Below are 12,861 nucleotides of genomic sequence, written 5' to 3'. Positions count from 1 at the left end.
CCTTTGCTTAGTAGTTGTTCGTCAGCTTCAGTCCATCTTAGAACGGTAAATCGTCATCCGATACTTCTATCGGACCGCTGCCGCTTGAGAATGGATCTTCATCTACACGAGTATGGTTTTGCTGACTTGGACTCGGTGATTGGTTCTGTTGATAGGAAGGCTGCTGCCCTTGTGAACGGTCTGTATTGGCATTCTTCGGTTCAAGGAATTGAACACTGTCCGCCACTACTTCAGTCGTATAGACGCGTTTCCCGTCTTGTCCCTCGTAGCTACCAGTCTGGATGCGGCCTTCAACGCCAGCCAAGCTTCCTTTTTTCAGGAAATTCGCTGTGTTTTCAGCTTGTTTGCGCCAAACGGTACAATTAATGAAATCAGTTTCGCGTTCACCTTGAGCGTTGGAGAATGTCCGGTTTACAGCAAGTGTAAAACGGGCAACTGCCGCGCCGCTTGGTGTGTAACGAAGATCTGGATCTTTTGTCAGTCTTCCGACTAAAACAACTCGGTTAATCATCAGAATTCAACCTCCTTCAAGTCAAAAAATTTGCAGTGCCATTATCCTGTTTACGCGTCTTTGCGTACAGCGATATGACGAATAATGTCTTCGTTAATGTTCGCAAGACGTGTGTATTCGTTGATAGCTTCAGAACCAGCGTTTACTTTTACGATCTGGTAGAAACCTTCACGCAAATCGTTGATTTCATAAGCTAAACGACGTTTACCCCACTCTTTCGACTCGATGATTTCAGCACCGTTAGAAGTAAGGATGTCGTTAAAACGCTCAACTAGAGCTTTTTTAGCTTCCTCTTCAATTGCAGGCTGAATGATATACATTAATTCATATTCTCTCATCGTGTTGTCACCTCCTCATGGACTTGGGCCCTGCTGTATCCAGCGGGCAAGGAGCAAGCAATTCATAAATATTACTCACATCACAGTATTGTATCACAATTCACAAGGTCCCGCAAGCGCGATTTTCCATTTAGATTCAACTATACTTTTGATTATAGATGCAAAGGATGTGAAGGCATGACACCCACCCATATCATTGAATTGAAAATGGAAGAAATAGCACCCAAAGCACTTTGGTTCAATGTCTTTTTATTGGCGGCATTCGCAGCTGCCTATCATTTTTTGAACGAACCATTATCTTTTTATTTTTCATTGTCGGGAATTTTGTTGTTTCTGATCGGCTACCTGCTGTTGATTGTCGCCCATGAAATCTTCCATTTGATCGGCTTTGTGGTATTTGGAAAAGTCCCGGTGTCTTCCCTGAATTATGGCCTCAATTTGAAACTTGGTGTTGCTTATGCCACCACCAACAAACCTCTGCAGAATCACGCCATGCGCAAAGCACTGCTGCTGCCTTTTTGGATGACAGCTGCTCTTCCTACTGTAATAGGCTTTTGGCTCGACAGCCAGGTGCTTGTCCTGCTCGGTGCCATGCTGACCGCTGGAGCGTTCGGCGACTTCATCATGTATAAGGAATTGCGCAAACAAAAAAATGCCGCATGGATCATTGATGACCCTTCACTGCCGCGCCTGCACGTCTATGATCAATACCCTGAACATAACAAAAGCGCCGACTGATATCGGCGCTTTTTCTATACAATCGAATGAGCGACAGTCCATGTTCCTGCAGGGATCTGCTGCTTCAGTAATTTTTCATCTTTTGCCAGATAAACGAGCGTTTCAAGCGTTTCGCTTCCCGCCTGCACGGTAATCGTCACCTTTTCATACAAATCGGTTTCAGGATTCCCTGAATAGTCCTCCAAATAATCCAAAGCCGGCCAAAGGACGTCAGGAATTTCATAAATTTCTCCTTCAACCTGCCCATTATCCGACAAAACCATTGCCGGGTAGCCCATTCCGGTATCGTACAAGATTCCTTTTGCTGTTGCCTGTTCTTCCACCAATTCCGCTTCTTCCAAATAACAATGATACTTCCCGCCTTGTTTCAGCGTTCCGTATGCAAATAACAACATCTTCTATTCCTCCATGCAAAAACCGGATGCGGTAAGGCATCCGGTTGCTTTTTAGTTTTGTGGTGCTGCACATTCGAACTTTAAATACTTTTAAGGCAGAACGGTCGTTTCCGCTTTTAGACTTATCCAGCTGCGGCGCCTAGCCCCTCGAGGTCGCTTCGCCCCTGCCAGTAATGGCAAAGTACGCCATTACCAGCAAGGTCTCCAGCGCTTGTCGGGGCTGGACAGGCGCCTCCGCTTTTAGACTTATCCAGCTGCGGCGCCTAGCCCCTCGAGGTCGCTTCGCCCTGCCAGCAATGGCAAAAGTACGCCATTACCAGCAAGGTCTCCAGCGCTTGTCGGGGCTGGACAGGCGCCTCCGCTTTTAGACGTTAAATCTAAACAACATTACGTCGCCATCTTTGACGATGTATTCTTTACCTTCTTGACGCACTTTTCCTGCTTCTTTAGCTGCTGCCATTGAACCCATTTCAACCAGGTCTTCATAAGCCACAGTTTCGGCACGGATAAATCCGCGTTCGAAGTCAGAGTGGATGACGCCGGCACATTGTGGTGCTTTCATGCCTTTTTTAAATGTCCATGCACGAACTTCCTGAACACCCGCTGTAAAGTAAGTGGCTAATCCAAGTAAGCTGTACGAAGCCTTAACCAATTGATCGAGTCCGGACTCTTTAATGCCCAATTCTTCAAGGAACATTTCTTTTTCTTCGTCTTCCAATTCAGCCATTTCTTCTTCGATCTTCGCGCAAATTACGATTACGTCTGCATTGTCTTTAGCAGCGAAATCACGTACTTGTTGAACGTATTCATTGTTGTCCGCATCTGCGATTTCATCTTCTGATACGTTTGCTACGTACAGCATCGGTTTGATCGTCAATAGGTTCAGACCTTTTGCAATGCGCAGTTCGTCTTCTGTGAATTCGATTGAACGCGCCAATTGGCCATTTTCAAAGGCTTCACGCAATTTCATCAGAACCGGTTCTTCAGCAACAGCGTCTTTGTCTTTTTGTTTCACCAATTTTGCTGCACGCGCAATGCGTTTTTCGATGCTTTCCATATCTGCTAAGATCAATTCCAGGTTAATGACTTCAATATCAGCGATCGGATCCACTTTTCCAGTTACGTGCGTGATGTTGTCGTCAGCAAAACAACGGACAACTTGGCAAATCGCATCAACTTCGCGAATGTGGGAAAGGAATTTATTTCCTAATCCCTCACCTTTGCTGGCGCCTTCTACGATTCCGGCAATATCGGTAAATTCAAAAGCCGTCGGTACGGTTTTTTTCGGATCTACTAGTTCAGTCAATTTATCAAGTCGCTCATCCGGTACTTCAACGATTCCGACGTTTGGATCTATTGTACAGAACGGATAGTTTGCTGCTTCAGCGCCCGCCTTTGTTATTGCATTAAATAATGTGGATTTCCCAACGTTTGGTAATCCTACAATCCCTGCAGTTAATGCCATAGGATGCACAACCTTTCCTCTATATAAAACGAATTATTTTTTACACAACCATTCCATTATAGGAATAGAACCTGAAAATGTCCATTTTTCATTCCGCTTCGGCTTTTACTAAAACTTTTTTCATTTTCTTATTGAATTCCATACGCGGCAGCATGACACTATGCTGGCAGCCCTCACATTTAATCCGGACATCAGCCCCCATACGGATAATCTTCCACGCATTAGCTCCACACGGATGGCCTTTCTTCATTTCAACTATATCGTTCAGTCCAAACTCCTTCATTTCCATGAGCCTGCCTCCTTCTATATTAACTGTTTGCGTTTTTTCCAAGCGCTTCTTCTGGAGAACGCTGCATCATTACCATACGCGGATACGGGATTTCGACTCCACGATGATCAAGGAAGTCCTTCAAGTCGCGCCGCATTCCTCTGGCTACAGCGAAATGCTGCATCGGCAATGTCTCTGCAGTGATCCGCATGACAATTTCAGTGGTCGTCAAATTTTGGACACCCAGCAATTCAGCCGGCTTGATGATTTGTTCGTAGCGATCCTGGAGACCGTCCAAAAATTCCATAATCAAACTTTCCACGCGGGTAATATCCGATTCATACGAAATATTGACATCGACGACCGCAATGGAATTGTGAATCGAAAAGTTTACGACATCTGTTATGGTGCCGTTAGGGAAGATAAACAGCTCCCCTGTCCATGCTTTCACTTTTGTTGTCCGCAAACCGATTTCTTCGACAGTGCCTTCTGCAGCACCAATGCGGACGTAATCCCCTACTGAAAACTGATCTTCAAAAATAATGAAAAACCCTGTAATCACATCGCGCACCAGATTTTGCGCACCAAAACCAACGGCCAAGCCGAGCACCCCAGCTCCGGCGATCAAGCCGGTAATATCAATTGTAAACGTCGATAAAATCGAAACAGCCGCTATAAAATACACGACATAGGCTACAACGTTGGACAATAGCTTCGACAAAGTTTGTTGCCGGCGTTCGTTGTATAGCAATGGCCCTTTAATGCGTACAGAAAATGTTTTACGGATGACAACACGCAAAACTTTCACCAGTACAACCGCAGCGATGGTGATCAAAACCACTTTCAATAAAATGACAACCAAGTCAATCCACATCTCCTGGTCCGACAATACAGTTGTTATTTCATGCGTTATTTTCTCTAAATTCACTCTTTCACCTTCCTACCTCTTACATCAAGTTAAATTTATAGATGACCGTGACCACTATTCCGACCACCAATATTCCAGGCAATAGGTTGGCCACTCTAATTTTCGTAAGACCCATCATATTCAAACCGATGGCAGCGATCATAACGCCGCCTGTCGCAGTCATTTCCATAATGAACATATCCAATGCAGCATCTGGAATAGCCCGACTGATTTGAGTAGCAAACAAAGCAATCAAACCCTGATAAACAAATACAGGAACGGCAGCAAGCAAAACACCAAAACCAAGTGTAGAAGCCAAGACAATAGATGTGAATCCATCAATGATCCCTTTGGAGATCAGCACTCCGTGTTCATTGCTCAAGCCGCTCTCCATTGCCCCGATAATTCCCATCGCTCCGATGACAAAAATCAAGGTGGCAGTTACAAACCCTTGTGCGATGCTGCCTTTGCTTTCCTTCGCTCCCAACATGCGCTCAATCCAATGGCCAAAGGCATTCAGTTTGCCATCCAGATCTGCCCATTCTCCAAGAACCGCTCCAAGTACCAGACTAATGATGACAATGACGAAATTTTGGCTTTCAAATCCCATCTGCAAACCAAGCACAATGACCGCCAGTCCAATCACATACATGACCGTCTCTTTCATCTTGTCAGGAATATTGCGAAGAGCCCGTCCAATAATGGTTCCTACTACAATTAACATCGCATTTATAAACGTCCCTAAGAGAACCACTTCATTTCTCCTCTCCCACAATATGCGTTAATTCTTCTCCGACTCTCTTCTCCCTCTTTTGAAGGTCGAGCTTACGTCTTCGTCCAATTCCCACCGTATTTCACCTATCAAAAACAGAACCTATTTCCCATTTTGGGAAATAGGCACAGCTTGTAGACAAAAGAATAGTGATATCTTTTAAAGAATAATTGTTCATTTTATCTTGTTTACACCAGATCCTGCGCTCCAGGCGGACGCTTTCCGCGGGCTCGCGCCGAACTAACTCGGACTCGGGTCCGAGTGGATTTCGACACTTCGCTATCCCGCAGGAGTCGCCGCCTTGCGCTTCGGATCTTTCAGTCACGTGATGATTCGTTTCATCTAAGCTGTTTTTTATGTGACTGACTAGCTTACTCTCTTTTTTGAAGCAGGACGCTTCCAACCGGGTTGGCCACGAAGACTCCTGTGGGAACAGCGAAAGCTGAAGACCCCGCAGGAACGCCAGTGACGAGGAGGCTGAAGCTGAGCCCACGGAAAGCGAAGTGGCCAGCCTGGTTGGAGGTATACACTGTTATGCATTTTGAATAGACTTTGTCTACAGTCTGAAACTATTTCCCATTTTGGGAAATAGGCACTCGTCAGCTTAACAACTCTAAAATCCGCTCCAGATCATCTTCTGAGAAAAACTCGATTTCAATCTTCCCCTTGTTCTTGCTCTTCTTGATTTGTACATTCGTACCGAAACGATCTCTTAACTCAGATTGCTTTTCTTCTATAAAAATATCTTTCTTTTTTTCAATTGTTTCACGTGGAACATCTTCGTTCAATCGCTGTACGAGATTTTCAAGCTGACGCACATTGAGGTTTTCCTTGACCACTTTTTCCGCAGTTTCCGGAATAAGTTTTTTGCTTCTTAAACCTAGCAGCGTACGTCCATGGCCCATCGATAATTCCTTGTCAGAAATGAGTTTGCGAACATTTGCAGGCAAAGCCAACAGACGGACATGGTTGGCGATATGAGGACGGCTTTTCCCTAAGCGGAAAGCAAGTTGCTCTTGCGTTAAACTTAGAGCTTCCATCAATTTCTGGTAAGCTTCTGCTTCTTCAATCGGCGTTAAGTCTTCACGTTGAAGATTTTCTAATATAGCAAGTTCCATCATTTGCTGATCTGTCAGCTCTTTAACGATTGCGGGAACTTCTTTTAATTTTATCAATTTGGCTGCTCGGAAACGGCGTTCCCCTACCACCAATTCAAATTTTTCGCCTGTTTTTCTGACGACAATCGGCTGCAGGATACCGTGTTCCTTAATGGACTCCGCCAGTTCCTCTAAAGCTGCCTGGTCAAAAATTTTGCGTGGTTGGTATGGGTTTGCACCTATTTTACTGATGTTGATTTGAGTTACTTTATCCGCTTCATTGATTGTTTCACCAGGAAACAATGCATTGATGCCTTTTCCTAATCCTTTAGCCATTATGAATCACTTCCTTCGCCAATTCTAAATACACTTCTGCGCCTCTGGATTTTGGATCATAGATGATAATTGGCTCTCCATGGCTTGGTGCTTCGCTGAGTCTCACATTCCGGGGAATAATGGTCTTGTAAACTTTATCCTGGAAGTATTTCTTCACTTCTTCAATTACTTGCATGCCCAAATTTGTGCGGGCATCCAACATGGTCAACAATACACCATCAATCATTAAATCATGATTTAAATGCTTTTGCACTAAGCGAATAGTACTTAATAATTGGCTTAGTCCTTCTAACGCATAGTATTCGCATTGCACCGGAATAATGATCGCATCAGACGCCGTCAATGAATTCAAGGTCAACAACCCTAATGACGGTGGACAATCAATGATTATGTAATCGTACATATCTTTGACTTCTGCCAAGGCGTTTTTCAAGCGCGCTTCTCTTGAAATGGTTGAAACCAATTCGATTTCAGCACCCGCAAGCGAAATGGTTGCAGGAACCACATGGAGATTCTCTACCTTGGTTTCCATAATCGTGCTCTTTACATCTACATCATCAATCAAAACTTCATAGATGCATTGATCGACATCCCCTTTGTTTACGCCCACTCCACTCGTGGCATTCCCTTGAGGATCGATATCTATTAACAGAACTTTTTTGCCCAAATAAGCAAGGCAGGCACTTAAGTTCACTGAAGACGTTGTTTTCCCTACGCCGCCCTTTTGATTGGCGATCGCAATAGTTCTACCCACACTTGCACCAACTTTCTTTAATACTCTCTTCATTTTACTGCGGAACCTCTATTTTTGCTATTTTGGCAGGCTCCATTTTCCTATTGTATCAAAATTTTTCAACAATATGATGGCAAAGCTAGTAAAAAAAGCTCTTTCCTAGAAGGAAAGAGCCTTTACGATTTCTTTTTCGGAATTTTCACTGTGATTTGGTAATAATCTTCGTGTTCTTCTTCTTCTGCCGTCAAATCGATTCCACTTTTGGAAACCATGTTCAAGGACTCTTTAATGGTGTTCATCGCAATGCGCATATCTCGGCTAAATGCTTTTCTGCGGGCTTTCGGTTTTTTCGGTTGAGGCGTGAGCAGCTTGCTCACTTTTTCCTCCAACTGTTTTACATTCAAGCTCTCTTCAATCGTTTCCTCGAACAATTTGTGCTGAAGCTCTGCGTCTTTCACTTTCAGAAGAGCTCTTGCATGCCGTTCCGTCAACAAACGGTTCAACAACGCTGTTTGGATTTCTTCCGGCAACTTCAATAGCCGCAGCTTGTTAGCCACTGTCGATTGGCCTTTTCCAAGACGCTGGGCCAATGCTTCCTGTGTGATCTCCTGGATTTCCAGCAGATTTTGGTAAGCATGGGCTTCTTCAATTGAAGTAAGTTCTTCGCGCTGAAGATTTTCAATCAATGCAATGGAGGCTGTCTCTTTGTCACTCAAGTTCCGGACGATGGCCGGTACTTCTGTCCATTCGAGTGACTTCATAGCACGGAAGCGCCGTTCCCCTGCTATGATCTCATACTGCCCTTCACTCTCGGACTTCCGTACTACAATCGGTTGGATAACCCCATGAACGTGGATAGTTCTTGCCAATTCTTCAATCTTTTCCTGATCGAAGACCGTTCTCGGCTGATATTTATTGGCATGTATTTTGTCGAGCGGCAGCTTAATGACTTCTTCTGAAGTTTTATGGTCTGCCGCTTCCTTCTTCGCTGTATCATTCGCTTTATCGCCGCCTCCGAAGAAACGGGAAAAAGGACTTTTCATCCTCAAGCACCACCTTTTGCAAGCTCACTTAGCTGCTGAATCTTCATCGCTATTATTCCGTCGACAAAAATGTTCCACGTGAAACATTACGAGATTGGCGATTTATTGGGAACTCCAGCTTTTCTTGGGTATTTCTTTGGTGTTTCCTTAAACTTTTTAAAGACCTGAATATAGCGTTCGCTCTCTTCCACTGGCAGCAGGAACGAATGAACAGCTTCCAATTTCACTCCAAGCTTCTGCAACGCTTTTTCGGCAGTTTCCAATTCGTCTGATGCTGACGCAGCTTTCATAGCAGCAAATACGCCGCCTTTTTTAACAAGAGGCACACACAACTCGGCCAATACCGACAGTCTGGCTACTGCACGTGCTGTCACCAAATCGTAGCTTTCACGATCGTTCGACTGGCCAAAATCTTCTGCCCGCGAATGAACAAATTTCACTTTCGTTAGACCAAGTTCGCTACTCAAATGCTCCAGGAATTGAATGCGTTTGTTCAATGAATCCACAATCGTAACCTCGATATGGGGAAAACAAATTTTTAGTGGGATACTGGGGAATCCTGCACCGGCACCGACATCGCAAATCTTCATCGGTTTTGTAAAGTCTATATAAAAAGCTGCAGTAATGGAGTCATAGAAGTGTTTTAAGTAAACAGCAGATTGTTCCGTAATTGCAGTGAGGTTCATTTTCTCATTCCACTCAACCAGTTCCTTATGGTAAACCCGGAATTGTTCAAGTTGCTCCTCTGTTAAAAGGATCCCTTTTTCGCTGAGGGCATCTTTAAACTGTTGTTCATTCAAGTTGGCTTCCTCCCTCTTGTTATGGGGTTTCTATGTAAAAGCAAATGGGCTGGTGTGAGCCAGCCCATTCTGTTGTCTAGCTTATGCCTTTTGTTCATGGGAATCCCATGATATCGAACAGGTGCTCCCACCTGAATGTTTACACTGAAATCTTAGCGATCTTTCCTTGTTCAATATACACCAATAAGATGGATATGTCAGCCGGATTCACGCCAGAGATGCGGGAAGCCTGTGCGATGGAAAGCGGACGGACTTCCGCAAGTTTTCCACGCGCTTCTGTCGCGATTCCTGAAATGGCATGATAATCAATATTTTCCGGAATTTTTTTATTCTCCATTTTTTTGAGTTTATCAACCTGCTGCAATGATTTTTCGATATAGCCTTCATATTTGATATGAATTTCGACTTGCTCTTTTACTTCGTCTTCCAGATCCACTACTGAGGTTGTCAGCTGTGAAATCATGTCATAGGTCATTTCCGGACGCTTCAATAAATCCGCTCCGCGAATGCCATCCTTCAATTCACTGCCGCCTGCGTCGCGAATCACTTGCTGGGTCATTTCGTTCGGCTTGATCATGATGCTTCTCAAACGCTTGATTTCTTCTTCAATGCGCTCTTTTTTCGCCAAGTATTTCACGTAACGCTCTTCTGTAATCATGCCGATTGAGTAGGCAAGATCCGTCAACCGCATATCTGCATTGTCATGACGGAGCAATAAGCGGTATTCCGCACGGGAAGTCAACAAGCGATAAGGTTCGTTGGTTCCTTTTGTCACCAGGTCATCGATCAATACACCAATATAAGCATCAGAGCGGCTCAGAATGACTTCATCTTTGCCTAACACTTTAGCTGCTGCGTTGATGCCGGCCATTAATCCTTGGCCAGCCGCTTCTTCATAACCGGAAGTTCCGTTGATCTGGCCGGCAGTATAAAGATTCTCAATCTGTTTCGACTCCAATGTCGGCCACAATTGCGTCGGCACGATAGAATCGTATTCGATGGCATAACCGGCACGCATCATTTCCGCCTTCTCAAGCCCTGGAATCGATTCCAGGAGCTGCCGTTGGACATGTTCCGGCAAACTGGTTGAAAGGCCCTGTACGTAAACCTCGCGCGTATTACGGCCTTCCGGCTCCAGGAAGATCTGATGGCGTGGTTTGTCATTGAAACGGACAACCTTGTCTTCGATTGACGGACAATAGCGTGGCCCGGTTCCTTTGATCATCCCGGAATACATCGGCGACAGATGCAGGTTGTCATCAATGATCTGATGAGTCTTTTCATTTGTATACGTCAACCAGCATGGCAGTTGATCTGTAATGTATTCGGTGGTCTCATGGCCGAAAGCGCGCGGCACTTCATCGCCGGGCTGAATTTCGGTTTTGCTGTAGTCAATGCTGTTGCTGTTGACGCGTGGAGGCGTACCCGTTTTGAAACGGACCGTTTCAAAGCCGAGTTTTTCCAGGTTTTCTGCCAATTTAATAGATGGCTGCTGGTTGTTCGGTCCGCTTGAATAACGCAGATCCCCAATAATGATTTCGCCGCGCAGGAATGTCCCCGTTGTAATAACGACGGATTTGGCACGGTAAATGCCCCCTACCTGCGTAATCAATCCTTGTACTTTGCCATCTTCTACAACCAATTCTTCAGCAATACCTTGATGCAAAGTTAAATTCGGCTCTTCTTCCATCAAACGCTTCATTTCCTGTTGGTAAAGCACTTTGTCCGCCTGTGCACGCAAAGCGCGTACAGCCGGTCCTTTAGCAGTATTCAACATTCTCATTTGAATGTGTGTTTTATCGATAACGCGCCCCATGGCTCCGCCAAGTGCGTCAATTTCACGTACGACAATGCCTTTCGCCGGCCCACCGATTGATGGGTTGCATGGCATGAATGCGATCATATCCAGATTCATCGTCAAAACAAGCGTTTTAGCGCCCATCCGTGCAGATGCAAGAGCGGCTTCCGCTCCTGCATGTCCTGCGCCTACGACGATGACATCGAACGTGCCTGCTTCGTATTGTGGCATGTTCGTTCATTCCCTTCGAGTTTTATTTCCCTAGACAGAACTGAGAGAATAATTGGTTCAGGAGGCCGTCATCTGCGGTATCTCCAATAATTTCGCCAAGGATTTCCCAAGTTCGAGTGACATCAATTTGAATCATATCCACGGGAACTTCCATTTCGGCTGCTCCGATCGCATCTGAAATGGTTTGGTGTGCCTGATGCAGCAATGCAATGTGCCGCACATTGGATACATAGGTCATATCCCCTGCTTCGATCTCTCCCTGGAAGAACAGGTCAGCAATCGCTTCTTCAAGCTGATCGATCCCTTCTTCTTCAATCAGAGAAGTGGTCACCAACAATTTATCGCCTGCCAGTCTCTGCACTTGTTCCAAGTCGATTTTCTGCGGCAAATCGGTTTTATTGATAACGACAATATAGTCCATATCCTTGACTGTTTCAAACAGCAACTCATCTTCCGGAGTCAGCGCTTCTGCATAATTCAGAACGTAAAGAATCAAATCCGCTTCCTTCAACACTTTTCGTGAACGTTCAACACCGATCCGTTCGACAATGTCTTCCGTTTCCCGGATGCCTGCTGTATCGACTAAACGCAATGGAACACCACGGACATTTACGTATTCCTCTATTATATCACGGGTTGTTCCCGCTATTTCTGTGACAATGGCTTTATTTTCCTGAACAAGGCTGTTCAATAAAGAAGATTTTCCGACATTGGGACGCCCCAAAATGACGGTTGAAAGCCCTTCTCGCAAAATTTTGCCTTGTGAGGAAGTCTGCAGCAATTTCTCAATTTCCGATTGCACCCATTTTGATTTTTCCAGCATAACCGGACGTGTCATTTCTTCCACATCGTCGTATTCCGGATAATCGATGTTCACTTCCATTTGGGCAATTGATTCCAGTAATGCCTGGCGCAATGTACCGATCAGCTTGGATAGCCGGCCTTCCATCTGGTTGAGTGCAACATCCATGGCACGATCCGTCTTCGCGCGAATCAAATCCATCACTGCTTCTGCCTGCGACAAATCGATGCGGCCGTTCAAAAATGCCCGTTTGGTGAACTCTCCAGGCTCTGCAAGTCTTGCTCCTGCGCGCAACGCCAATTCCAGTACTCGATTGACTGAAACAATTCCACCGTGGCAATTGATTTCAATGACATCTTCACGTGTGAAGGTTTTAGGGGCTTTCATGAGGGAGACCATAACCTCCTCCACTACTTCCTCTGTCGCCGGATCTTCGAGATGTCCGTAATGGATGGTATGCGTTGGTTGCTCAGCCAACATTTTTTTGCTGGGAGCCCGGAATAATTTATCCGCAATAGCTACTGCTTCCGGACCACTCAAACGGACGATGGCAATTGCCCCTTCTCCGCTCGGTGTCGATATCGCAGCGATTGTGTCGAATTCCATGATGTTTCCTCCTCTTAAAGA

The 12,861-nt window shown here is 45.2% G+C and carries 14 protein-coding genes; 1 reads left to right on the top strand and 13 read right to left on the bottom strand.

The annotated features are described in order from the left end of the window. Positions 1-37: 37 nt before the first annotated feature. Both ssb and rpsF read right to left on the bottom strand, forming a co-directional pair. Positions 38-511 carry a single-stranded DNA-binding protein gene (ssb, locus tag QMA04_RS00120; protein WP_008427713.1) on the bottom strand — a complete coding sequence of 158 codons (474 nt, stop codon included), beginning with the start codon at positions 509-511 and terminating at the stop codon, positions 38-40. Positions 512-561: 50 nt separating this feature from the next. After that, the gene (gene rpsF / locus QMA04_RS00115; RefSeq protein WP_106533339.1) at positions 562-849 is read right to left on the bottom strand and encodes a 30S ribosomal protein S6; all 288 of its coding nucleotides are present in this window, start codon (positions 847-849) and stop codon (positions 562-564) included. Positions 850-1,026: 177 nt separating this feature from the next. Here rpsF and QMA04_RS00110 point away from each other — a divergent pair, with 177 nt between their 5' ends. Beyond that, entirely contained in the window at positions 1,027-1,587 is a 561-nt protein-coding gene (locus QMA04_RS00110) for a DUF3267 domain-containing protein (protein WP_290183531.1), read from the top strand. Positions 1,588-1,601: 14 nt separating this feature from the next. Here QMA04_RS00110 and QMA04_RS00105 read toward each other — a convergent pair whose 3' ends face one another. The 11 genes from QMA04_RS00105 to mnmE form a co-directional block, all read right to left on the bottom strand. Continuing rightward, complete coding sequence (locus tag QMA04_RS00105) at positions 1,602-1,982, bottom strand: gamma-glutamylcyclotransferase family protein (RefSeq protein ID WP_290183530.1); 381 nt, start codon at positions 1,980-1,982, stop codon at positions 1,602-1,604. Positions 1,983-2,346: 364 nt separating this feature from the next. Then, positions 2,347-3,447 (bottom strand): redox-regulated ATPase YchF, encoded by a 1,101-nt coding sequence (gene ychF, locus QMA04_RS00100; protein WP_203340389.1) that lies wholly within the window; start codon positions 3,445-3,447, stop codon positions 2,347-2,349. Positions 3,448-3,535: 88 nt separating this feature from the next. Beyond that, a complete protein-coding gene (locus tag QMA04_RS00095; protein ID WP_146555360.1) occupies positions 3,536-3,736 on the bottom strand; it encodes a DUF951 domain-containing protein in 201 nt (66 codons plus the stop codon). A gap of 19 nt (positions 3,737-3,755) precedes the next feature. Continuing rightward, positions 3,756-4,643 (bottom strand): mechanosensitive ion channel family protein, encoded by an 888-nt coding sequence (locus QMA04_RS00090; RefSeq protein WP_191714538.1) that lies wholly within the window; start codon positions 4,641-4,643, stop codon positions 3,756-3,758. A gap of 19 nt (positions 4,644-4,662) precedes the next feature. Further along, complete coding sequence (locus QMA04_RS00085; protein WP_290183529.1) at positions 4,663-5,376, bottom strand: DUF554 domain-containing protein; 714 nt, start codon at positions 5,374-5,376, stop codon at positions 4,663-4,665. Positions 5,377-5,993: 617 nt separating this feature from the next. Continuing rightward, positions 5,994-6,827, bottom strand: coding sequence for a ParB/RepB/Spo0J family partition protein (locus tag QMA04_RS00080; RefSeq protein ID WP_290183528.1), 834 nt, complete (start codon positions 6,825-6,827; stop codon positions 5,994-5,996). Next, positions 6,820-7,581, bottom strand: coding sequence for a ParA family protein (locus tag QMA04_RS00075; protein WP_191714535.1), 762 nt, complete (start codon positions 7,579-7,581; stop codon positions 6,820-6,822). Before QMA04_RS00075 ends, QMA04_RS00080 begins: the two co-directional genes overlap by 8 nt. A 155-nt stretch (positions 7,582-7,736) precedes the next feature. Next, positions 7,737-8,603, bottom strand: coding sequence for a nucleoid occlusion protein (noc, locus tag QMA04_RS00070; RefSeq protein WP_290183527.1), 867 nt, complete (start codon positions 8,601-8,603; stop codon positions 7,737-7,739). Positions 8,604-8,689: 86 nt separating this feature from the next. Further along, positions 8,690-9,403 (bottom strand): 16S rRNA (guanine(527)-N(7))-methyltransferase RsmG, encoded by a 714-nt coding sequence (rsmG, locus tag QMA04_RS00065; RefSeq protein WP_203340393.1) that lies wholly within the window; start codon positions 9,401-9,403, stop codon positions 8,690-8,692. Between the two features lie 139 nt (positions 9,404-9,542). After that, positions 9,543-11,432, bottom strand: coding sequence for a tRNA uridine-5-carboxymethylaminomethyl(34) synthesis enzyme MnmG (gene mnmG / locus QMA04_RS00060; protein WP_290183526.1), 1,890 nt, complete (start codon positions 11,430-11,432; stop codon positions 9,543-9,545). A gap of 22 nt (positions 11,433-11,454) precedes the next feature. Continuing rightward, positions 11,455-12,840: a tRNA uridine-5-carboxymethylaminomethyl(34) synthesis GTPase MnmE gene (gene mnmE / locus QMA04_RS00055; RefSeq protein ID WP_290183525.1), complete on the bottom strand. Its 1,386-nt coding sequence runs from the start codon at positions 12,838-12,840 to the stop codon at positions 11,455-11,457. Between the last annotated feature and the right edge of the window lie 21 nt (positions 12,841-12,861).

The organism is Planococcus sp. APC 3900 (assembly GCF_030407735.1).
GTDB classification, from domain to species: Bacteria; Bacillota; Bacilli; order Bacillales_A; family Planococcaceae; genus Planococcus; species Planococcus notacanthi.
Note: the sequence above shows the minus strand (reverse complement) of the source record. Positions and strands in the feature narration are given on the sequence as shown.

What these genes read in the sequence shown, in the direction of transcription:
- mnmG (WP_290183526.1), bottom strand. Translation starts at nt 11,432, where the DNA reads ATGCCACAATACGAAGCAGGCACGTTCGATGTCATCGTCGTAGGCGCA.
- QMA04_RS00110 (WP_290183531.1), top strand. Translation starts at nt 1,027, where the DNA reads ATGACACCCACCCATATCATTGAATTGAAAATGGAAGAAATAGCACCC.
- rpsF (WP_106533339.1), bottom strand. Translation starts at nt 849, where the DNA reads ATGAGAGAATATGAATTAATGTATATCATTCAGCCTGCAATTGAAGAG.
- ssb (WP_008427713.1), bottom strand. Translation starts at nt 511, where the DNA reads ATGATTAACCGAGTTGTTTTAGTCGGAAGACTGACAAAAGATCCAGAT.
- noc (WP_290183527.1), bottom strand. Translation starts at nt 8,603, where the DNA reads ATGAAAAGTCCTTTTTCCCGTTTCTTCGGAGGCGGCGATAAAGCGAAT.
- QMA04_RS00095 (WP_146555360.1), bottom strand. Translation starts at nt 3,736, where the DNA reads ATGGAAATGAAGGAGTTTGGACTGAACGATATAGTTGAAATGAAGAAA.
- mnmE (WP_290183525.1), bottom strand. Translation starts at nt 12,840, where the DNA reads ATGGAATTCGACACAATCGCTGCGATATCGACACCGAGCGGAGAAGGG.
- QMA04_RS00105 (WP_290183530.1), bottom strand. Translation starts at nt 1,982, where the DNA reads ATGTTGTTATTTGCATACGGAACGCTGAAACAAGGCGGGAAGTATCAT.
- QMA04_RS00080 (WP_290183528.1), bottom strand. Translation starts at nt 6,827, where the DNA reads ATGGCTAAAGGATTAGGAAAAGGCATCAATGCATTGTTTCCTGGTGAA.
- ychF (WP_203340389.1), bottom strand. Translation starts at nt 3,447, where the DNA reads ATGGCATTAACTGCAGGGATTGTAGGATTACCAAACGTTGGGAAATCC.